We start from the raw sequence: 20,058 nt of genomic DNA, 5'->3' as shown, positions 1-20,058 counted from the left end.
CCCCGCCGGCCACGCCCCCGTCCGCGGCCCGGGCGAGCGCCCGGCCGACCACCTCTACCGGCTGCTCGCCTGGCTCCGCGAGCACGGCATGCCGCGCACCTGCTTCGTCCGCGCCCTCGGCGCCGCGCTGTTCGACCAGGAGCTGGCCGCGGAATCGCTGCCCTACTGGGCGTTCCGGAAGTCCCGCAAGCCGCTGTACGTCGACGCCGGAAACGTCTTCCTGGTCGAGCTGTTCGACCAGTTGGCGGCCGACCCGGACACCGCCGTACTCCTGATCGAGGAGGCGCTGCCGGAGCCGGGCGACGCGCCGACCGCGTACGACGGGGAGCGGCGGGTCGCCGAGTTCGTCGTGGAGATCCCCGAACGGGACCCCGGGCGAGACCCCGGACGGGGCGCCGATGGCTGAGCACACCGAGGACGACTGGCTCGCGGCGCACATCTTCTACCACGACCGGCTCGATCCCCTGCTGGTCGAGGCGGTCGCGCCGTTGGCCGCCGAGCTGCAGGAGCGCGAGCTGGCCGCCGAGTGGTTCTTCCTGCGCTACTGGGACGGCGGGCCGCACCTGCGGTTCCGGGTCCTTCCCCGGGACGCGTCCGCGCGCGCCGAGGTCGGGGAGCTGGTGCGCGGCCGGTTCGAGTCGTACCTCGCCGCGCGTCCGGCCGTCGGCCGGATGGACCCGGAGGACTACCGGCGCTCGGCGGCCCAGATCGCAGGCTGGGAAGGGCTCCACGACTACGCCGAACTGCGCCCCAACAACTCCGTCGAGTTCCGGCCCTACGTGCGCGAGCGGCACCGGTTCGGCGACGGGGCGGCGATGGCGGCGGTCGAGCGGCACTTCGCCGAGTCCAGTCGGCTGGCGCTGCGGCTGCTCGCGGGGGGTCTGGACGCCGATCAGCGGTTCACCGCGGCGTACTCGATGCTGGTGCTCGCCTGGTTGAGCTTCCGCGACGATCCGGCGTGGCGGTCCGCGTGGGCGGAGATGGACACCCGCATACCGATCGGCGGCGACCTGGATCCGGCGGAGCTGGAACGGCGGTGGCAGCGGCAGCGGTCCACGCTGTGTGCGCTGACCGGCCGGCTGCGAGCGGTGGCCGGGCGGCAGGGGCGCGGCGACCTCGCCGACTGGACGGGGTCGATCGACCGGCTGAAGCGGGTGCTGACCGCCGAGGTCGCGGCCGGCCGGTTCGAGCCCCCGGCCCAGGCGTGGGAGGGCGCCGGTCCGCTGCCGCCCGGTACGCCGGTCAGCGTGCTGCCCGTCGTCGACATCTGCGCGCATCTGTTCTGCAACCGCATCGGGTTGTCGCTGGCCGACGAGAGCTATGTCCGCGTGCTCGCGATGCGCGCGGTGCGCGACACGGAGGGGGAAACGCATGCCGTGGCGGGCGATTCACGTCTACTACCATGACGACGACCGGGACCGGCTGATCCTGGAGGGCGTCCGTCCGCTGTTCGAGCGGCTCGCCGAGGACGTGCCGGAGGCCTACTTCGTCCCGCACTGGCGGCTCGGTCCGCATCTGCGGCTGCACATGCGCGCCGACGACGCGACGTACGACCGGCTGGTGCTGCCCGCCACCGACGAGATCGTGGGCGGGTTCCTGCGCGCGCACCCGTCCACGGCCGAGCTGGATCCGGCCGAGATCCTCCCGTTGCACGAGCGGTTGGCGGCCCTCGAAGGCGAGCGCGGCCCCCTGGGCCCCTGGCCGCCGAACAACACGATCGTCCCCGAGACGTACGACGAGCGCCTGCACGTGCACCACAACGTCGACACCGCCGAGATGCTGGCCCGCTTCTACGTCGCCACCACGCCGCTGACCTTCGACGCGATCGCCGCCACGCCGAACCCCGCCCAGCGGCGACGGCTCGCGTTCGCGCTGCTGCTCGCGACGGTAGAGGCGTTCTCCGCCGACGGGCTGGAGCGGGACTTCGTGACGTTCCGCTCGCACACGGAGGCGTTCCTGCACGCGGCGCCCGGTGGTGCGGAGAGCCGCCGCGAGTGGGACGCGCAGTACGCCCGCAACGCCGACCACTTCGCCTCCGAACTCACCGGGGTGCTGGCCACCCTTGACGGCACCCGCACGTCGGTGCCGTTCGTCCGCCGCTGGGTGGACACGCTGCGCCCGATCGAGGAAGCGGTCCGCACCCTGCTCGCGGCGGATCGGCTCTACCTGCCGTCGGTGGAGCCCCGCAAATTCGAGGACCTGTCCAGCGAATTCCACCGCGCGCTGGTCGCCAACCCCGCGGCGCTGGAGCGGATGCGCGGCGACGACTTCTCGGTCTTCCGGCAGCTGATCAACTACGCCTACCTCCAACTGACCCGGCTCGGGATCAGCCCCATCGAACGCCACGCCCTCTGCCACTTCGCGGCGAACACCGCCGAGCGCCACTACGGCGCGACGTCCGTCGAGGTGATCTCCGGGGCCCGCGCATGAGCGGCGCCGTCACCGAGCTGTTCAGCCTGCGCACCGGCGTGCACGCGGCGACCTCGGAGTCCGGCGGGGTGCACCTGATCCGCTGGCCGCACGTCGAGCCGCTCGGCGCCCTGTCCCCCGAGCAGCGGAGCGCACTGGATCGCCTGTCCGCCGGGCGATGCGGCCTCGAAGAGCTCGACGGCACCGGGCTGGTGGACCGACTGCGGTACGCCGGTTGGCTGCGCGTCACCGTCGCCGCCTCCACCTCCGGCGCCCCGCTCTACACGTTGGAGCCGCTACGCGCGCCCGGGCGGGACCGTCCGGGCCCGCCGTCGCCCGCGCGCCTGTCCCGCCATGCCGTGCTGACACCGGACGCCGGTGAACTGGTGCTCGCGGTGCCCGGCGCCGCCTACGACGTACGCCTGCACGACCCGCGCGCGGTCGTGCTCGTGAGTCGGCTGGCAGCGGGCGCCGACGCGGCCGAGCCGGCCGACGACCTCGACACCGCCGTCGTAGGCCGATTCCTCGACGACCTCGCGCACGCCGGCGTCCTCGGTGCGGAGACCGGCCACGCGCCCGACGACCTGCGGCTGCGGCAGTGGAGCCCGCACGAGCTGTGGTTCCACGCGCACAGCAGGCTGGGCGGGCGGCGGACGCTCGGCGAGGACATCGGCAGGACGGCGCGGTTCGAGGACATCGCCGACCCGCTTCCCCCTCTGCGCGGGCCGGCCGGTCCGGGCATCGACCTGCCCCGCCCCGACCTCGACGCCCTGCGCGCGACCGACCCGCCGCTGACCGCGGTGCTGGAGGACCGGGCCTCCGAGCGCGCGTACGACGACGAGCACCCGATCACCGAGCGGCAGCTCGCCGAGTTCCTGTACCGGTGCGCGAGTACCCGGGCCAAGGCCAAGCGGGACGGCACGGAGTTCCTGGGGCGGCCGTACCCGTCCGGCGGAGCGTCATACGAACTGGAGCTGTATCCCCTTGTCCGCCGGGTGGACGGGCTCGATCCGGGCCTGTACCGGTACGACCAGGACGGCCACCGGTTGGAGCGCGTCGCCGCCGACCCGGCCGCGCTGCGCCGGATCACCGGGGTCAACCAGGCGCTCCAGGGCATCCCCGCGCCGCCGCAGGTGCTGATGCTCATCACCGCGCGCTTCGGGCGGGTGATGTGGAAGTACGAGGCGTTCGGTTACGCGCTGGTCCTCAAGCACGTCGGCGTTCTGTTCCAGGTGATGTACCTGGTGGCCACCGCGATGGGGCTGGCGGCGTGCGCGGTCGGCACCGGCGACTCCGAGGAGTTCGCCGCCGCCACCGGCATCGACCCGCTGGCCGAGGGCACGGTCGGGGAGTTCATGCTCGGCACCCGGCCCGGCACGGATCGGAGCCGCGCATGAGGCTGGCGCTGCGCCACGACGTCTACCGTGCGACCACGTCGACCGGGCTGACCGTCCTGACCCACCACGGGCTGGTGTCGTTCGAGGGCACCTCGATCGCGGCGTGGCTGGACCGGCTGGAGCCCTTCCTGGACGGGCGCTTCGGCCTTGAGGACCTCGCCGCCCGGCTGGACGAACGGCACCGGCCGATGCTGGAGCGGGTCGTGGGAGCGCTGGTCGAGGCCGGGGTGGTGCGCGAGCTGGAGGAGGAGCCCTCCGTCGGCGGCGGCACCCCGGAGGAGCGCTACCTCGGGTACTTCCGTGAGTCCCCGGACGCCGCGTTCCGGGGCTACCGGCGGCGCACGGTCCTCGTGGTCGGCGAGGGCCCGTTGGCGGGCGCCGTCGCCCGGGCCTGCGAGCGGTCCGGAGCCGCGGGCGCCGTTTCGGCCTGCGCCGAGCCGCCCGACGGGGACGCGGGCGACATCGTGCTGCTGGTCTCCGACGGGCTGGACCTCCCGCTGGCGCGCCGGGTGCGCGAACGCCGCGCCGGTTCGCTGATCGGGTACGCCGCGCACCTGGGCGACCGCGCCGTCATCGGCCCGGTCGCAAGCGCGACCGTGGACGGGGCCAGTGGCCGGCGACGACTGGCGGCGCTGCGGCCCGAACCCGTACCCGTCGATGCCCCTCCGCCGTCCGCCGAGCACCTGGCGGTGGTCGCGAACCAGCTTGTGCAGCGGGTGTTCCGGGCCGCCACCGGCCTCGCCGACGATGCCGAGCGCGACCGGCTGACGAGCATCCGGTACGCCGACCTGGAGACCGCCCACCACGCCTTCCTGCCGCACCCGCTGGAGCCCCCGCCGCCCGCGGGCCCGCCCCCGCCGGGCGACGGCGCGGCGCCGACCGGGGAACGGCGGACCGGGGAACGGCTGACCGAGGAGGAGCTGTCCCGGCGTACCGCCCCTCTCGTCGACGACCACACCGGCGTGTTCGCCGAGATCGCCCAGCGCGGCTACGCGCAGTTCCCCGTGCACGTCAGCGAGGCCGTGGTCGCCGATCCGATGGCGCTCGCCGGTGGCCCGGTGCGCGTGGTCGGCGCGGGTCCGGACTTCGCGGCGGCCCGCTACGACGCCGCGCTGCGCGGATACGCGGTCTACGGCTCGCTCGCGGTGGACCCGCGCCGACTGTCGGGCGAGACGGTGCGCGGCCTCCGGCTCCTCGACGGTACGCCGCGGGACGTGCCCGCGCGGCAGGCGTTTCCGGTGCTGGACGGCGCGGTCCGGAGCTGGCCGGTGCTCGGCGCCGCCGCCGGATACAGCTGGGAGCACGCGGTCGAGAAGGCGCTGCTGGACCACTGCCGCGCGCTGGCCCTCGCCGCCCTCCACACCGTGCGCGAGCCGCTGCCGTCGCTCGCGCTGGACGACATGGAGCTGGACCCGCTCGGCGACCGCTACCGCGCGCTGCTCCACGCCACCGGCGACCCGGTCACCGTGCTCGACCTCGGCGGGCTGCTCGGCGTGCCGGGGGTGCTGGTCCGCTCGGGCCCGCGCGGCACCGTCGGCGTCTGCGCCACCGGCACGTCGGTCGGCGCGGCGCTCCGGGACGCGCTGGAGCGGTCGCTGCTCGGCTACCAGTCCAGGCGGCACGCCGAACCGGCGTACGCGCCGCCCGCCCTGGGCCCGCTGCCGCCGCACCTGCACGGCCCGCTCCGCCGCAGGCCGGACGGCGCCCGGCTGACGCTCGACCGGCTCGCCGCCGCGGTGGCGGCCACCGGGCACGACCCGGTCGTCGTGCCGCTCGACCACGATCCCGAGGTGACCCGCCGGATGCCGAATCTGCTGCAGGTGGTGTTGGCGGATGGCTGACTCCCCAGGCATGCGCGTCGAGGGCACCGGGCTGCTGGCCGCGGCCGTGACCGGCGCGGTCCGCGAGCCGGCGGCCGCCGAGCCCCCGGACCTCGCCGCCTCGGTCAGCGACTGCTGGCGCGACGACGAGGAGCTGCGGCGGTGGGCCCGCGACCACGCGGTGCCGTGGCTTCCGGTCCGCACCGAGCTGGGCGTCGTGGTCGTCGGCCCGCTCGAGCGGCCCGGCACAGGCGGCTGTCTGCGGTGTGCGCAGGCGCGGCGGCACCGGGCGAGCACCGACCCGGACGGCGCGCTCGCCGCTTTCACCGCGCACCGCGACACGCTGGCCGCCACCCCGTCGACGCTGCTGACCCCGCTCGCCGCCGACACCGTGGCCGCACTGGTCGCCGCCGAAGCCGCGCGGGTGGCCGCCGGTGAGCTCCCGCGCACCGCGGAGGCGTTCCTGCGCGTCGACCTGCGCACGCTCGAAGTGAGCCGGCACCCGTTCCTGCCCGACCCGTGCTGCCCGGACTGCGCGGAGCCTGCCGTCGTCCCCCCNGGCGGGCCGGCCGCGCCGCAGCCGCGGCCGAAGCCGGACCCGCACACCTACCGGCTGCGGCCCGACCTCGACCCCGCCGACCTGCGCGCCCACTTCGTGGAGCCCGAGGCCGGGCTGATCCGCGAGCTGCAGTACGGAACCACGGCCGGGATGGCGCTGGTACGGGCGCCGATGCGGCTGCGCGATCGGCACCGGTCCAAGCGCACCGAGTCCGGCTACGGGCGGACCCGCGACTTCCGGACCAGCGAGACGGTCGCGATCTGCGAGGCGCTGGAGCGGTACGGCGGGCTGCGGCAGGGCGACCGGCCCGAGGTGGTGCGCGCGAGCTACGACGAGGTCGCCGAGCGGGCGATCGACGTCCCGGCGATCGGCCTGCACCCGCCGGAGTCGTACGCACGGGAGGGCTTCCGCTGCACGCCGTTCGACCCCGGCCGGGAGTACGGCTGGGTGCAGGGGTACTCGTTCGCCCGGCGCGGACCGGTCCTGGTCCCCGAACGGCTCGCCTACTACGGCATCGGCGAGGAGTCCGGGCACGATCCGATGTTCGTGCTCGAGTCGTCCAACGGCGGCGCCACCGGGAGCTGCCTGGAGGAGGCGATCCTGCACGGCCTGCTCGAAGTGCTGGAGCGGGACGCGTTCCTGCTGACGTGGTACGCGCGGCTGCCGGTCCCCAGGGTCGATCCCTCCTCGGCGGCCGACCGCACGATCCCCCTGCTGGTCGAGCAGATCCGGCACGAGCAGGGCTACGCGGTGTCGCTGTACGACACGACGCTCGACCACGGCATCCCCAGCGTGTGGGCGATGGCGGTCCGGTCGGACGACGACGAGACCCGGCCGCGGGTGTCCTGTGCGGCCGGTGCGCACCTGCAGCCGGAGCGGGCCGTGCTGGGCGCGCTCGCCGAGCTCGGCCCGATCCTGGACGGGCTGATCGGCGCCTACCCCGGGGAGGCCGAGCGGGTCGGGGCGATGGTGGCGGATTCGGCGAACGTGCAGCAGATGGCCGACCACGGCCTGCTGTACGCCGACTCCCGGGCGTTCGACCGGTTGCGGTTCCTCACCGGGTCCGCGCCGCGTCCCGGCGTACCGATCGACGCGTCGTTCGGTACGCCGGCGCGGCCGCTGATCGCCGGAGCCGACCTGACCGAGGACCTGCTCGCGGTGGCCGGGCGGCTGCTGGCCGACGGGCTGGACGTGGTCGCCGTGGACCAGACCACCTCGGAGCACCGCCGCGCCGGGCTGAACTGCGTGAAGGTGCTCGTGCCCGGGATGCTGCCGATGACGTTCGGGCACGCCTACCGTCGGATCCACGGCCTGCCCCGCCTGCGCGACGTGCCCTTCCGGTTGGGCTACACACCCCGCCCACTGGAGGATGCGGACCTCAACCCGTTCCCGCATCCGTTCCCCTGACCGCCACCGACGCCGGAGTACGCCGTGTACGTGATGATCCTCGCCTGGGACCTGCGGGACTCGGAGCGGACCGTGGAAGGGCTGCGGGAGTATCTCCGCGACTACGCCGTGGAAGCGTTCTCCGAGGTCGACGGGATGCACCTGAAGGTGTGGTTCTCCCATCCCGCGCAGCAGATCTGGGGCGCCGTCTACCTGTGGGACTCCGCGGAGGCGATCGCGCGCAACCGCCCGCCCGCGCCGAGCAAGTCGATCGAGCTGATCGGCTACCCGCCGACGTCGGAGTCGGTGTTCGAGGTCGAGGCGATCACCGCGCAAGGCGATGCGTGGCAGGCCTTCGCCGACCTGGGCCGGGCGATGCAGGAGCGCTGACCCCCCGACAGGTGCGGTCGGCATGACCACCGCGGACCCCGCACCCGAGCTCCCGCCCTGCGTACTCTGCGGCGGCGGCCGGACCGGCGCCATCTCTCCCGTCGACGGGGTCGGCCCGCATCCGACGTGCCGCGTGGCGGGGGCCGGGGCGATGGGCGATGTGGACGCCGTCGTCTGCCTCGACTGCGGCCACACCGGGTTCTTCGCGTCCGACCCGGGGAGGCACCGCGAGGAGGCGGAGAAGCATCCGGAGGCGTCCATCCGGAGAGGCCGCCGCCCGGGTGATCCGGCGGGAGAGACCACCGGGCCGATCACTCCGGGCGGCTCGTGGGCCGAACACGTCATGCCCACCACCGGTTCGTCCTCCGTCGAACGGGCGGTCCCCGGAGGCTGTGGACGTTCACCGAAGACGCGTACCGCTGGTGGCGTACCAACGGGCGCCCCGACTGGAGCCGCTTCGGCATGGCCGTCACCCTGACCGGCGGTGCCTGGTTCGACTGGTTCTGTTCGTGAGTGCGGACAGCGTTCGTCGATGGGATTCGACAGCGCCTCCGTTCGCCGCAGGGTCGTGTCGATGAGTCCTGACAACGATGCGTGCAGCGAGGCACACCTTGCCCTTCCCCGGCAGTCGCCCCCACCGCCGTCTGCGAAGCCGCAGGCCGAGGTGGAGCGCCTGCGGCGAAGCGGGGACGAACGGCCTTGAGGTGCGGCGGGCGGCGGCCGCGCCCGGCGACGGGGAAGGCCGTGGTGCTGACGGAACTCGTCGGCACCGCGTCGCGCCGAGTCATCTGAGCGCTGTCGGAACCGGCGGACAGGCGCTCTCACTTCTCGCGGACATTCTCATTCGACCCATCGCGGAGCGGGGACCACCGGGAGCTTGCGGCGTCCCGGGGAACCGTCGCCCTCACGCCGGTGGGCGGCGGATCAGGCCGTGTTCGTAGGCGTGGATCACCACGTGCACGCGGTCCCGCAGACCCAGCTTCATCAGGACCGCCCGCACGTGCGTCTTCACCGTGTTCTCGCTCAGGAACAGCTCCGCGCAGATCTCCGCGTTCGACCGGCCCGCCGCGATCAGTGTGAAGACGTCCACCTCGCGCGGGGTCAGGCCGTGCAAGGGGTCGGCCGCCGCCTCGCGTTCGGGGGCGGGGGCCGGGGCCTCGCGGAGCAGGCCGATCACCGTCGCCGCCACGCCCGGCGCCAGCGCGGACGTCCCCGCCGCGACGTCGCGCACGGCCTGCCGGAGCGCACTCGGCCGCGTGTCCTTGGTCAGGTAGCCGCTCGCCCCGGCCCGCACGGCGGCCGCCACCAGCTCGTCGGCGTCGAAGGTCGTCAGGATCAGCACCCGCGTCGACGGCGACAGGCGCGTGACCTCCCGCGTGGCGCCGACGCCGTCGAGTCCGGGCATGCGGATGTCCATCAGGACCACATCGATGCCCTGGGAGCGGACCGCCTCGATCGCGGCCCGCCCGTCGCCCACGTCCCCGACCACCTCGATGCCCGGGTCGGCCGACAGCACCGTGCCCAGGGCGCGGCGCAGCGGCACCTGGTCGTCCACCAGGAGTGTCCGTACCGGTCTCAACGCCGCTCCTTGGTCGGTAGCCGTGCCGTGAGGGCCCATCCGTCGTCCTCCTGCTCCGCGGAGAACGTTCCGCCCGCGGCCTCGACCCTCTCCCGGGCTCCCGCCAGGCCGGTTCCGGCGGGGCCGGTGTCCAATCCGCCTCGGCCGCCGTCGTCGCGGACATGGAGGAGAACACCGGTTCTCTCCCAGCGGAGGCGGACATCCACGGCCACCGGGGGCTTCAGGTGGCGGAACGCGTTGGTGATCCCCTCCTGCACCGCGCGCACGAGCGCCGCCTCGGCGTCGGGCGCCACCGGCCTGCGCACGCCCTCCTCCTCGAAGGCCACCCGGTGCAGCCGGGTCGATGCCGCCCGCACCAGCTCCGGCAGTGCCTCCAGGGACAGCGGGGCCTCCGAGTGGTCCGGGCGTCCCGCGTCCAGCACGGCCAGCATGGCGCGCAGCGCACCGAGCGCGTCGCGGCCCGACTCGGCCACGTCCTCCAGCTCCTCGCGCGTGCCGTCGTCGCCGGTCGTCACGGCGGCCGCGTCGACGCGCGCCACCATCACCGTGATCGAGTGCGCGATGACGTCGTGCAGGTCGCGGCGGATCCGCGCGCGTTCGGCGGACCGCGCCGCCTCCAGCCGCTCCCGCTCCGCCTGCGCGGCCCGCTCCCGGCGCCGGGTCGCGGCCGCCGCGCCCGCCCACACGGCGGCCACGGCGCCCAGCTCGAACCCGCCCTGGGCCGCCGGTGTCCAGGCGGGCAGGTCGCCGGGGAGCCGGGCCCAGGACACCAGGCCGCTGATGACGACTCCGGCGACGGCCACCACCAGCGCCGCCGCACGCAGGCGGCGGGACGCCGCAGTGATCCGCCACAGCACCACCAGGAAGCAGCCCGCCGACGGCAGGGCACTGGACGTCCACCCCGGCATCGGCGTCAGCACCAACCCCAGCATGGCCAGCGAGGCGACCGCGAAACCGGCGGCGGGGCGCCTCAGCGCCACCTCAACTGAGGCGTGCAGCGCGACCGCCGCCAGCGCCGTCGCCCCGACCTGCCACGCATGGGCGCCGCTGAGCGCGATGAGGACCAGCACCGGGACCGACAACGGCACCAGGACGCCGTGGGCGACGAGCCGGAACCGGGGCCACAGGTCGCCGCCGCGATCCCCCTTGCCACGAGTGCCGTCCATGTCCACCCTGCTCCCTACCGACGGGCCCCATGGAACCATGTCCCTGCCGCTCACCGGGCGTTCGCGGCGGGTCGGCCCCGAGATCTCACCCTCCGGGGTGAGGTGCGGCGGCAGCGGCCGGAACTAGCTTTGCCGCCGTGAATACGCGGAACATGATCCGACCTGTCCGTGCGCGGCACGCCCTCGTGCCCGCCGCGCTGGCCCTGACCACGGCGATGGGGGCGGCGACGGCTGCGGCGCCGCCCGTGCACGCCGACACCGGCGCGGCGACCGAGGCGCTCGTCGACGACTACCGGTCGGCCTACGATACCCCCGGCATGGCCGTGGCGGTGGTCGACGGCTCCTCGGTCGAGACCACCGTCCGCGGCCACGACGGGGACGGGTCCGCCGTCACCCCGGCGACGCCCTTCCGGGTCGCCTCGATGAGCAAGCCGATGACCGCGGCGGCGGTCATGCTGCTGGTCGAGCGGGGCGAGTTCGCCCTCGACGACCCGGTCGCCGACGTCCTGCCCGAGTTCACCATGGCCGACCCCCGCTTCCGCGAGATCACCGTCCGACACCTCCTCGACCACACCTCGGGCCTGTCGATCACCACCAACAACGAGTACGTGTTCCCGCCGCCGCGCAGCGCCGCCGACGTCGTCGCCGAGCTGTCGGACAAGGCCCTGGCCGCCGACCCGGGGGAGGCGTGGGAGTACCACAACACCAACTACTCCGTGGCGGCGCGCATCGTCGAGACCGTGTCGGGCGAGACGTTCGGCGCGTTCCTCGCCGACGAGGTGTTCGCCCCGCTGGGCATGGACGACACCACCTCGACCGAAGGGTGCACGGACCCGGCGCCGGGGCTGGCCCCGGGCCACGAGGTCGTCCTCGGGCTCGCCGTCCCCGCCCCGGAGATGCCGGGCCGGTGCGTGGGCAACGGCGGCGTGGTCTCGACCCTGGACGACATGGTGCGGTGGGTGCGCTTCAACCAGGGCGGGCTCGGCACCGACCTGCTCAGCGAGGAGTCGCTGGAGGAGATGCACACCGCCCAGCCGGAGGCCGAGGACTACGGCCTCGGCTGGGAGGTCCGCCCCGACCCGGCGGGAGGGGAGGAGCCGCTGGTCGCCCACGGGGGCACCCTGGCCACCTGGACCGGGGACATGGCGTTCTCGCCCGGTTCCGGCACCGCGGCGGTCGTCCTGACCAACGGCGTGGGCGCTCCCGGCCTGCTGACCGCCAACCTCCTCGCGGAGCGCGCCGGTGCCGAGACGACGCCGGTGAGCAACCCGATGAACATCGTCAACGCGGTCCTGCTGGGGCTCACACTGCTGGCGGGGACGCTCCTCACCACCGCGGTGGTCCGGGCACCCCGCTGGGCGCACCGACGGCGCGGGGCCCGGCGCCCCCGGGTCGTGCTGCGCCTCGTCCCCCTCGGGCTCGTGACCGTCCTCGGCCTGTTCCTGCCGACCCTGATCGGCGTACAAGGCGGGTCGTTCAGCTTCCAGTACTGGATCGTCGTCGCCTGGCTGGTCCCGCTGCTGGCGCTCTTCTCCCTGGTCTGCCTCGTCCTCGGCACGGCCGCCCTCGCCCGTCGCATCCGGTGCCTCCGGCGTGCGGGCTGAGGGGGGGCGGGAGCCAGGCCGCTTCCGGCCACGTCCCGTGGCCCAGGAGGTCGCCAGGTCGCCGCTGGCCAGGCGTTCTTCATGAATTGTCGCCGGTGATCGTTTCGCAATAATGGAGGCCGATGAATCCTATGAGGCCCCATACGCCTCCTATAGCCTCCCCCTGAAAAGCAAGCGCAGTCTGAGCAGAGACGGAAACGGGAGGCCGGAGTGCGCTGGGTCTGGAGAGCCGAGACCGGAGCGTTCAAGCTCGAATACGGTGCGCTGATCCTCCTCGTGGCCGTGATCGTGGCGGCCGTGTTCGCCTTGGGACTCCCGGTCAACGTCCGCGAATACTATGTGGCGGCCATTTGCAGGATTTCGCCGGAGTCGGAGGACTGCGGGAGGGTGACGGGAGGCGCCGACGATCCCTCGGACGAGCCCTCCGGCGATCCCTCCGATGCCCCTTCCGGTGAGCCCTCCGACGCTCCGTCGGACTCGCCCGCACCCTCCTCCTCGGCCGACGGCACGGAGTGGGCGGAGGAGGGGAGTGGGCCCGACGTCGACTTCGACCCCGCGGTCTACAACGAGCTCCAGGACGCGGAAGAGGAGCTCGCGGACGCCGAGGACGAGGAGGCCGAGGCGCAGGACGAGTACGACGACAACTACGACGAACTGCTCGACCTCGTCGGCGACCTGATCGGGTACAACGACGCCCGGGACTGCATCACCAAGGGCGACATCATGGCCTGTCTTTGGACGGTCGTCGGACTGAGCCCCTGGGGCAAGGGCGCGAAGCTCGTCAAGAACTCCGCGAAGATCCTCCGGCTGTGGAACCGGTGGAGGAGGACCAAGAGGGCCAAGGAGGCCGCGGAGGAGACGCTTTCCACCGCGCGGCAGCGGGCCGACGAGGCGCTCGAGGCCTGCGAACTGAACAGCTTCGTCCCGGGGACCCTCGTCCTGACGGCCGACGGCTCACGCGCTCCGATCGAGGAGGTCGACCCCGGCGACCTGGTGGTGGCCACCGACCCGGTCACCGGGGAGACCCGGGCCCGCCCCGTCGTCCGCACCATCACCGGGTCCGGAACCAAGGAGCTCGTCGACATCCGGGTGTTCACCGACGCGGGGGTCGAACGGGTGACGGCCACGGCCGGGCACCCCTTCTGGGTCCAGGACGCGTGGGTGGAGGCCTCCGACCTCCGTCCCGGCGACCTCCTGACGGCGTCGGACGGCTCCACCGCCACCGTCGCCTCCATCTCCGTGACGACCTGGTGGGCGACCGTCCACAACCTGACCGTCTCCGGGCTGTCGACCTACTATGTGTCGGCCGGCGGCGTCGACCTGCTCACCCACAACTGCAACTTCGCGAAGAGGCCCGGGCAGATCGCCCAGGCCCTCGACTACTCGACGAAGCAGATCAAGCAGGCCATCGAGAAGGTGAAGCAAGGCGGGTCCTGGCGCGGGGACGGCGCACGCCGCAACCCCGACATCGTGGTGGACGTCGACACCGGCGAGGTGTACCCGCAGCTCCCGGACGGCAGCCCCGCCGAGGACAGCATCGGGAACATCTTCGAACACCTGCCGGAGAATTGAGCACCATGGTTCGCTTCAAGGAAGACCGGTGGGACCTCGGACTCCGCGGTCTGCGGGTCGAGAGTGTCGAGGAGCGGGGCGACGGGGTCCGTATCGCCGTCGCCGCGCCGCCCTTCTCGCTGGAGCTGTCGAAGGACTGCCTGCTCTCCAAGGGGACGCCGCGTTCCCCCGGGGCCGCGCCGCTCGCGTTGGGCGACGCCGTGGACGTCCTCCAGACGCTCGTCGGCACCAAGGTCCTGGTGTCCATCGCCTTCCCGTCTGGGCACCTGCGCCTGGTCTTCGGCGACGGGCGCCACATCACGGCGCCGGGGCGCAACGACCCCGTCAGCGGACCCGCCGACTGGTCACTGGGCTCCTCGGACGGAGTCCTCATCCGCTCCGTCCGAGGGGCGGTCACCGACGCGGCCGGCTGACGGCGGCTAGGGCTCCAACCACCCGTTGGGCTCGCAGCCGTCCAGGCGGAGGGTCTGCTGCATCATCACCGGGGCCCGCTCCCCCCGGCCGGGGCAGCCGACGTGGCCGTGGCCCAGCGCGTGGCCCACCTCGTGGTTGATCACATAGATCCGGTAGGTCTCCAGGTCGCCGTCGAAGTGCTCGACCCCGGACACCCACCGGTTCTGGTTGATGATCGCCCGCCCGTTGGCCTTGCACGAGGTGTAGCCGTTGGTGCGCAGCGGCGCGCACATCGCGTCCACCGTGTCCGGGGAGGCCAGCGCCACCCGGAAGTCCACCGGCCCCTCGTCCACCCGCTCGAAGGAGTGGCCCCTGGACGTCCACCCGCGCTCGTCGCCGAGGATCGCGTGCACGGCGTCCGCGAAGTCCTCCGGCTCGCCGGGCAGGCCCTTCTCCACCTCGACCGTGTAGCGGACCACCGGCCCGTCGCCCACCGGCCCCGCGCCTCCCCCGATGGCCTCCAACTCGCCGTCGGCGCTGTCCACCTCCTCGACCACCGACCGCATGATGGGCGAGGGGGAGGCGCTGGGAGACGGTGAAGGGGAGGGTGAGGCGGAGGGGCCGCCCCGGGCGTCACCCCCGGTTCCCGGGGAGGGGGTGGCCGAGGGGGTGGCCGAGGGGGTGGCCGGGGCGGCGGCCCCCCGGCCCGCCCCCGGCTCGGGGACCCACGGCAGGTTGTCGGCCACCAGCAGGGCACAGCCGAGGGCGACCACGGCCAGACCGACCAGCACCTCCGGGCGGTAGCGGCGGCCGCCGGACTGCGGAGCACGCTCGGGCACGCGTGGACCTTCCTGGAAGGGGACGGGGCGGAGCGGGATCGGCCACCAGCATTCCAGAAAGTCCGGGCCCCTCGAATCCGGACGCCACCGCCCCTGGTCATTCCAGGGCCGGGAAATGCCGGGACATTACGCGCCGTCCGCGGCCCCGTCCCCGGCACCCTCCGCACTCACGTGCTGCACGACCTCGAAGCCCCACAGCTCGCTCCCGGTGGCGGCGGGCCCGCCGTGCCCGTGGCCATGGCCGTGGCCGTGGCCGGCGGACGCGGACTCCTTCGCCGCCTCCGCGTGGCCCGTCTTGAAGGCGCTGCTCTCCAGCCACGACCGGAACGACTCCTCGTCCCTCCACCGCGTGTACACCAGGTACCGGTCGGTCCCCTCCACCGGGCGCAGCAGCATGAACTCCTCGAAGCCCGGCTGCCCCTCCATCAGCCCGGCGCGCTTGGAGAAGCGCTCCTCCAGCGTCCGGCCCTCGCCCTCGGGCACGGTGAGCACGTTGAACTTGACCACGCTCATGGCGGTGTCCCTCCTCGATCGCGACGCGTCCGGGACCGGTCCCCGACCGGCCCCCGATCAGTCTCCACCACCACAGGCGCATGACCGCGGCAACACCCACTCTTTGCCGACCGCGTACCGGGCCCAGGGGCGCGGCGGGCCGCCCGCGCCGCCCGTGGCCAGGCAGGATGCGGGCATCACCGACCTGGAGGAGCCGCATGCGGGACATCGCCCGGACCGTCGAAGGCCTGGCCGACGGGCTGCGCTCGGACCTGGTGGAGCTGGCGCGCATCCCGTCCATCGCCTTCCCCGGCCACCCGGAGGCGCCGGTGCTGCGCGCCCGGGACCGGGTGGCCGAACTGCTGCGCTCGGTGGGCATGGAATCGGTCGGCGCACTGGAGCTGCCCGGCTCCTACCCCGTCGTGACCGGCTCCCTGCCCGCCCCCGAGGGCGCGCCGACGGTGCTGCTCTACGCCCACTACGACGTCCAGCCGCCCGGCGACGAGTCCCACTGGGACAGCCCGCCCTTCGAGCCCACCGAATTCGACGCCGGTCCGCTGGGCCCGGCCCTCCGCGCGCGCGGGATCGCCGACGACAAGGCCAACATCCTCGTGCACATCGGCGCGCTCCGCGTCTTCGGCGGTCGGCCGCCCGTGGGCATCAAGGCGGTCATCGAGGGCCAGGAGGAGTACGGCGGCCCGTTCGACACCTACCCGCCCAGCGACCCGGAGCTGTTCGGCTCCGACGCCATGGTCATCGCCGACATGGGCAACGTCCGCCCCGGCGAGCCCACCTTCACGGTCGCACTGCGCGGCGACGCCGAGGTCGTGGTCGAGGTCCGCACCCTGGACGGCCCACGCCACAGCGGCGAGTACGGGGGAGCCGCGCCCGACGCGCTCATCGCCCTCCTGCACGCGCTGTCCACCCTGCACGACGCGGACGGCAACGTGGCCGTGCCGGGCCTGCTCAGCGAGGAGTGGGACGGCACCACCCTGGACGAGGCCGAGTTCCGCCGCATGGCCGGGGTGCGGCCGGACGCCCCGCTGATCGGCACCGGGAGCCTGGGGCGCCGCCTGTGGACCGGCCCCGCCATCACCGTCATGGGGTTGGACGCCCCCGCCGTCGACACCGCGGCCGCGGCCGTCGTCCCCTACGCGCGCGCCAAGATCAACCTCCGCGTCCACCCGAGGCAGGACGCCGCCGAGGCCCAGCGCGCGCTCGTCCGCCACCTGGAGGGCCTGCGCCCGTTCGGCGTCCCGCTCAGGGTGCACGCCGGGGATTCGGGCTCCGGCTTCGCCGCGCAGACGGGCGGCCCCGCCTACCGCGCCGCCGCCGACGCGATGCGCGAGGCCTGGGGCGCCGAGCCGGTGCACATGGCCAGCGGCGGCGCCATCCCCCTCGTGGCCGGGCTGGCCAAGGCCGTGCCCGGCGCGGAGATCCTCCTCTTCGGCGCCCAGGACTCCGAGTCGAACCTGCACGCCCCCAACGAGCGCGTCCTGGTGGAGGAGCTCAAGCACGCGGTCGTGGCCGAGGCGCTGTTCTTCCAGGAGTACGCACGCCGGTACCGGGAGTGGGAGCGGGAGGACGCATGAGCGGCGGCGGGACCCGGGAGAAGAGCGGGGAGTGGCGCTTTCCCAGCGCCCTCACCGTCCTGGCCGCCGTCACCGTCGGCGTCTGGCTCGCCGCCTTCCTCATCCCGCCCGGCGCCTATGAGCGCGACGCCGACGGCGCGCCCGTCGCGGGCACCTACGAGCGCATCGACGCCGGCCGCACCTTCACCGACCGGCTGACGGACCTGTTCCTGTCCCCGGTCAACGGCCTGTACGGCATCCTCGACCCCGGAACCGGCCTCGTCGGCCCGGACAACGCGGGCGAGCTGTTCGGCAGCGCGGGCGTCTTCCTCTTCGTCCTGGCCATCGGCGCCTTCGTCACCATGGTCTTCGCCACCGGGGCCCTGGAGCGGGCCATCGCCCGCCTGGCCCACCGCCTGCGGCGGCGCGGCGGCCTGCTCGTCGGGGCGGTCATGGGCGTCTTCGCGGTGCTCGGCTCCATCGAGGGGTTCGCCGAGGAGACCCTGGGCTTCTACGGCCTCATCGTCCCGATGGTGCTGGCCCTGGGCTACGACCGGATGACGGCGGCCGGGGCGGTCATCCTGGGCGCCGGGGCGGGCGTGCTCGGCTCGACCGTCAACCCCTTCGCCACGGGGGTCGCCTCCTCGGCCGCCGGGGTGTCCCTCGGCGACGGGCTCCCGCTGCGCCTGCTGATGTGGGCCGTGCTCACCGCCGTCACCATCGGCTACGTCCTGCGCTACGCCGCGCGCGTGCGGGCGCGCCCCGAACGATCGCTGACCGGGTTCCTGCCCGGGGACGCCGAGGCGGCCGAGCGCGCCGCCCAGGGCGCCGAGCCCGAGCCGCTGACGCCCACCCACCGCGTCGTCGTGGCGTTCATGGCGCTGGTGTTCGCCTTCATGGTGTTCGCGGTCGTCCCGTGGGCGAGCGTGGTCACCGGCGAGGCGGCCGCCGAGCCCTACCCCTGGCAGCTCGACTGGTCCTTCGGGCGGCTCTCGGCGCTGTTCACCGTCGCCGCGATCGCGGTCGGCCTGATCGGCCGGATGGGGGAGAAGCGGCTCACCGACACCCTGGTCCGGGGCGCCGCCGACTTCATCGGCCCGGCCCTGGTGATCGTGGCCGCGCGCGGCGTCACGGTGATCATGAACAACGCCCGGATCACCGACACCGTGCTGCACTCCATGGAGGCCGCGGTGTCGGGGACCTCCTCGGCGGTGTTCGCGGTGCTGGTGTTCGCGGTGAACCTGCCGCTGGCGTTCCTGATCCCCTCCACCTCGGGGCACTCCACGCTGGCGATGCCGGTGCTGGCCCCGCTGGCGCACTTCGCCGGGGTCCCGGCCGACATCGTGGTCACCGCCTGGCAGGCCGCCTCGGGGTGGATGAACCTGTGGGTGCCCACCACCGCCGTGGTGATGGGCGGGCTGGCGCTGGCGAAGGTGGGCTACGGCGCCTACCTGAGGTTCGTCGCGCCGCTGCTGGCCCTGCTGTTCGCGCTGGTGTGCGTGTTCGTCGGCGCGGCCGCCGCCCTGGCCTGAGGCGGGAGAAGGAGGGCGGCGGCCGCGCCGGAGGACGGCCTAGAGCCGCGCGTGGCGGACGCGCAGGGCCTCCAGGCCGGAGGGGGTCAGGCTGCCGTGGAACCGCACGCGCGAGTACCCGCCGTCGGGGAAGACGTCGATGCGCGCGTGGGTGGCCGCGGGGGCGCCGTCGAGCAGGAACCGGTGCGGGGAGTCGGGCTGGAGCCGGGTGCGCGGCAGCACCGTCGTCCACACGTTCGGGTCGGACAGGTCGCCCTTGGCGGCGTCGGCGAAGGACACCTCGACCCACCCGGCGGCGTTGCCCTTGAGGTAGGCGGTGTCGATCTCGATCGCCCGGACCTCGCCGTGCCCGGCCAGGCGGTAGAGCACCCAGTCGTTGCTGTCCCGGACGCGGCGGCGGCGGTTCTCCCAGCCGTCGTCCATCTTGCGGGAGCGGCCCGGCAGGATGGTGTTCTCCGGCGGGGAGTAGAACCGGTCGGAGGCGTCCTCGACGGCGCCGCCGTTCTCCAGCGCGGCCAGGTCGAAGGTGCCCAGGGCCGCCAGCCACTCGGGGTCGGGGGCGACCTCGCCGTGCACCCGGAGGCGGGCGATGCCGCCGTCGGGGTACTGCTTGAGGCGCAGGTGGGTCCAGCGGCGCCCGCTGTCCACGGCGAACCCGTTGGCGGCGTGGCCGCGCAGCTGGGAGCGGGGCACGATCTCGGTCCACTCGGCGTCGAGCAGCTCCTCGGGGGAGGGGGTGCCCGGAACGCAGGCGGCCTCGACGGCGGCCTGCTGGGGGTAGTTGCCGCGGAAGTGGGCGGTGTCGACGACCACGCCGCGCACCACGCCGGGCAGTCCCAGGCGGATCAGCGCCCAGTCGTGGACGCCGTCGCCGGGGAAGGGCTCCTCGGCGGTGTTGCGGCGCCGACGGGTCTCCCAACCGTCCATGACCTTGCCCTTGTGCCCGAAGTGCTCGGGGTCGAAGACCGCCGGCTCGGGCTTGAGCAGGTTCTCGCGCTGGGCGAAGAACTCGTCGTTGGCGGCGACGACCGAGCCGCCCAGGCGGCGGTCGGCCAGGTCGACCAGGCCGGTGAAGGCGTGCTCGCCGCTCCGGTAGTCGGCCCAGGGGTCGCCGCCGGAGTAGGGCCGTGCGTCGTAGGCGTGCGGGTCGGTCGGGGCGTCGGCCACGGTGCTCCTCGCTGTCGGGGATGTGAATTTTGTACCGTTCAAGACGCGTACGTCCCCTAGTGTGCTCCCGGCCGAACTTTCGTGTCCATCGACGATTACTGTTCAGACTGTTCATGATCACTGAACGGTTGGGCCGGGCCGTCGGCGTGCTCGGCCGCCGCCCGCTGCAGCGCCCCCAGCAC

At 74.0% G+C, this 20,058-nt stretch carries 17 protein-coding genes; 12 read left to right on the top strand and 5 right to left on the bottom strand.

Annotated elements, in window-relative coordinates:
- The 7 genes from D476_RS38010 to D476_RS0119680 all read left to right on the top strand — a co-directional run.
- The coding region (locus D476_RS38010) for a V-type proton ATPase subunit F family protein (RefSeq protein ID WP_026123670.1) at nt 1–406 on the top strand (406 nt) is incomplete at its 5' end.
- On the top strand, nt 399–1,406 hold the full coding sequence (locus D476_RS0119710; protein ID WP_017625650.1) for a thiopeptide-type bacteriocin biosynthesis protein: 1,008 nt from the start codon (nt 399–401) through the stop codon (nt 1,404–1,406). The genes D476_RS38010 and D476_RS0119710, both read left to right, overlap by 8 nt.
- Nucleotides 1,372–2,430, top strand: a complete 1,059-nt coding sequence (locus D476_RS33900; protein ID WP_017625649.1) for a thiopeptide maturation pyridine synthase — start codon at nt 1,372–1,374, stop codon at nt 2,428–2,430. The genes D476_RS0119710 and D476_RS33900 overlap by 35 nt, the downstream gene beginning before the upstream one ends.
- Nucleotides 2,427–3,806, top strand: coding sequence for a SagB/ThcOx family dehydrogenase (locus D476_RS0119700; RefSeq protein WP_017625648.1), 1,380 nt, complete (start codon nt 2,427–2,429; stop codon nt 3,804–3,806). Before D476_RS33900 ends, D476_RS0119700 begins: the two co-directional genes overlap by 4 nt.
- Nucleotides 3,803–5,647: a hypothetical protein gene (locus D476_RS0119690; protein WP_051061797.1), complete on the top strand. Its 1,845-nt coding sequence runs from the start codon at nt 3,803–3,805 to the stop codon at nt 5,645–5,647. Before D476_RS0119700 ends, D476_RS0119690 begins: the two co-directional genes overlap by 4 nt.
- Nucleotides 5,640–7,592, top strand: coding sequence for a TOMM precursor leader peptide-binding protein (locus tag D476_RS33890; protein ID WP_083939581.1), 1,953 nt, complete (start codon nt 5,640–5,642; stop codon nt 7,590–7,592). Before D476_RS0119690 ends, D476_RS33890 begins: the two co-directional genes overlap by 8 nt.
- Nucleotides 7,593–7,625: 33 nt before the next feature.
- Nucleotides 7,626–7,961 carry a hypothetical protein gene (locus D476_RS0119680; protein ID WP_040726693.1) on the top strand — a complete coding sequence of 112 codons (336 nt, stop codon included), beginning with the start codon at nt 7,626–7,628 and terminating at the stop codon, nt 7,959–7,961.
- Nucleotides 7,962–8,865: 904 nt separating this feature from the next.
- Here D476_RS0119680 and D476_RS0119675 read toward each other — a convergent pair.
- Nucleotides 8,866–9,540 carry a response regulator gene (locus D476_RS0119675; protein ID WP_239648763.1) on the bottom strand — a complete coding sequence of 225 codons (675 nt, stop codon included), beginning with the start codon at nt 9,538–9,540 and terminating at the stop codon, nt 8,866–8,868.
- Entirely contained in the window at nt 9,537–10,706 is a 1,170-nt protein-coding gene (locus D476_RS0119670) for a sensor histidine kinase (RefSeq protein ID WP_017625642.1), read from the bottom strand. Before D476_RS0119670 ends, D476_RS0119675 begins: the two co-directional genes overlap by 4 nt.
- Before the next feature lie 152 nt (nt 10,707–10,858).
- On the opposite strand from D476_RS0119670, the gene D476_RS0119665 reads away from it, so the two are divergent.
- From D476_RS0119665 to D476_RS0119655, 3 genes are all read left to right on the top strand, one after another.
- Nucleotides 10,859–12,310: a serine hydrolase domain-containing protein gene (locus D476_RS0119665; RefSeq protein WP_051061796.1), complete on the top strand. Its 1,452-nt coding sequence runs from the start codon at nt 10,859–10,861 to the stop codon at nt 12,308–12,310.
- Nucleotides 12,311–12,520: 210 nt separating this feature from the next.
- On the top strand, nt 12,521–13,882 hold the full coding sequence (locus D476_RS33885) for a polymorphic toxin-type HINT domain-containing protein (RefSeq protein ID WP_051061795.1): 1,362 nt from the start codon (nt 12,521–12,523) through the stop codon (nt 13,880–13,882).
- Nucleotides 13,883–13,887: 5 nt separating this feature from the next.
- Nucleotides 13,888–14,295 (top strand): hypothetical protein, encoded by a 408-nt coding sequence (locus D476_RS0119655; RefSeq protein WP_017625640.1) that lies wholly within the window; start codon nt 13,888–13,890, stop codon nt 14,293–14,295.
- Between the two features lie 6 nt (nt 14,296–14,301).
- On the opposite strand, the gene D476_RS0119650 is transcribed toward D476_RS0119655, so the two are convergent.
- Nucleotides 14,302–15,114, bottom strand: coding sequence for a DUF3152 domain-containing protein (locus D476_RS0119650; protein WP_017625639.1), 813 nt, complete (start codon nt 15,112–15,114; stop codon nt 14,302–14,304).
- A 126-nt stretch (nt 15,115–15,240) separates the two neighbouring features.
- Nucleotides 15,241–15,627: an antibiotic biosynthesis monooxygenase family protein gene (locus tag D476_RS0119645; protein ID WP_017625638.1), complete on the bottom strand. Its 387-nt coding sequence runs from the start codon at nt 15,625–15,627 to the stop codon at nt 15,241–15,243.
- Between the two features lie 197 nt (nt 15,628–15,824).
- Between D476_RS0119645 and D476_RS0119640 the strand changes: the two genes are divergently transcribed.
- Both D476_RS0119640 and D476_RS0119635 read left to right on the top strand, forming a co-directional pair.
- Complete coding sequence (locus tag D476_RS0119640; RefSeq protein ID WP_017625637.1) at nt 15,825–17,198, top strand: M20/M25/M40 family metallo-hydrolase; 1,374 nt, start codon at nt 15,825–15,827, stop codon at nt 17,196–17,198.
- Entirely contained in the window at nt 17,195–18,709 is a 1,515-nt protein-coding gene (locus tag D476_RS0119635) for a YfcC family protein (protein WP_017625636.1), read from the top strand. The genes D476_RS0119640 and D476_RS0119635 overlap by 4 nt, the downstream gene beginning before the upstream one ends.
- Nucleotides 18,710–18,748: 39 nt before the next feature.
- On the opposite strand, the gene alc is transcribed toward D476_RS0119635, so the two are convergent.
- Nucleotides 18,749–19,876 (bottom strand): allantoicase, encoded by a 1,128-nt coding sequence (gene alc / locus D476_RS0119630; protein ID WP_017625635.1) that lies wholly within the window; start codon nt 19,874–19,876, stop codon nt 18,749–18,751.
- Between the last annotated feature and the right edge of the window lie 182 nt (nt 19,877–20,058).

It is taken from the genome of Nocardiopsis chromatogenes YIM 90109 (assembly GCF_000341185.1).
In the GTDB taxonomy this organism is placed as follows: domain Bacteria; phylum Actinomycetota; class Actinomycetes; order Streptosporangiales; family Streptosporangiaceae; genus Nocardiopsis_A; species Nocardiopsis_A chromatogenes.
Note: the sequence above shows the minus strand (reverse complement) of the source record. Positions and strands in the feature narration are given on the sequence as shown.

Coding starts and splice junctions, on each gene's coding strand:
- D476_RS0119710 (WP_017625650.1), top strand. CDS start 399: ATGGCTGAGCACACCGAGGACGACTGGCTCGCGGCGCACATCTTCTAC.
- D476_RS33900 (WP_017625649.1), top strand. CDS start 1,372: ATGCCGTGGCGGGCGATTCACGTCTACTACCATGACGACGACCGGGAC.
- D476_RS0119700 (WP_017625648.1), top strand. CDS start 2,427: ATGAGCGGCGCCGTCACCGAGCTGTTCAGCCTGCGCACCGGCGTGCAC.
- D476_RS0119690 (WP_051061797.1), top strand. CDS start 3,803: ATGAGGCTGGCGCTGCGCCACGACGTCTACCGTGCGACCACGTCGACC.
- D476_RS0119680 (WP_040726693.1), top strand. CDS start 7,626: ATGATCCTCGCCTGGGACCTGCGGGACTCGGAGCGGACCGTGGAAGGG.
- D476_RS0119670 (WP_017625642.1), bottom strand. CDS start 10,706: ATGGACGGCACTCGTGGCAAGGGGGATCGCGGCGGCGACCTGTGGCCC.
- D476_RS0119665 (WP_051061796.1), top strand. CDS start 10,859: ATGATCCGACCTGTCCGTGCGCGGCACGCCCTCGTGCCCGCCGCGCTG.
- D476_RS0119655 (WP_017625640.1), top strand. CDS start 13,888: ATGGTTCGCTTCAAGGAAGACCGGTGGGACCTCGGACTCCGCGGTCTG.
- D476_RS0119645 (WP_017625638.1), bottom strand. CDS start 15,627: ATGAGCGTGGTCAAGTTCAACGTGCTCACCGTGCCCGAGGGCGAGGGC.
- D476_RS0119640 (WP_017625637.1), top strand. CDS start 15,825: ATGCGGGACATCGCCCGGACCGTCGAAGGCCTGGCCGACGGGCTGCGC.
- D476_RS0119635 (WP_017625636.1), top strand. CDS start 17,195: ATGAGCGGCGGCGGGACCCGGGAGAAGAGCGGGGAGTGGCGCTTTCCC.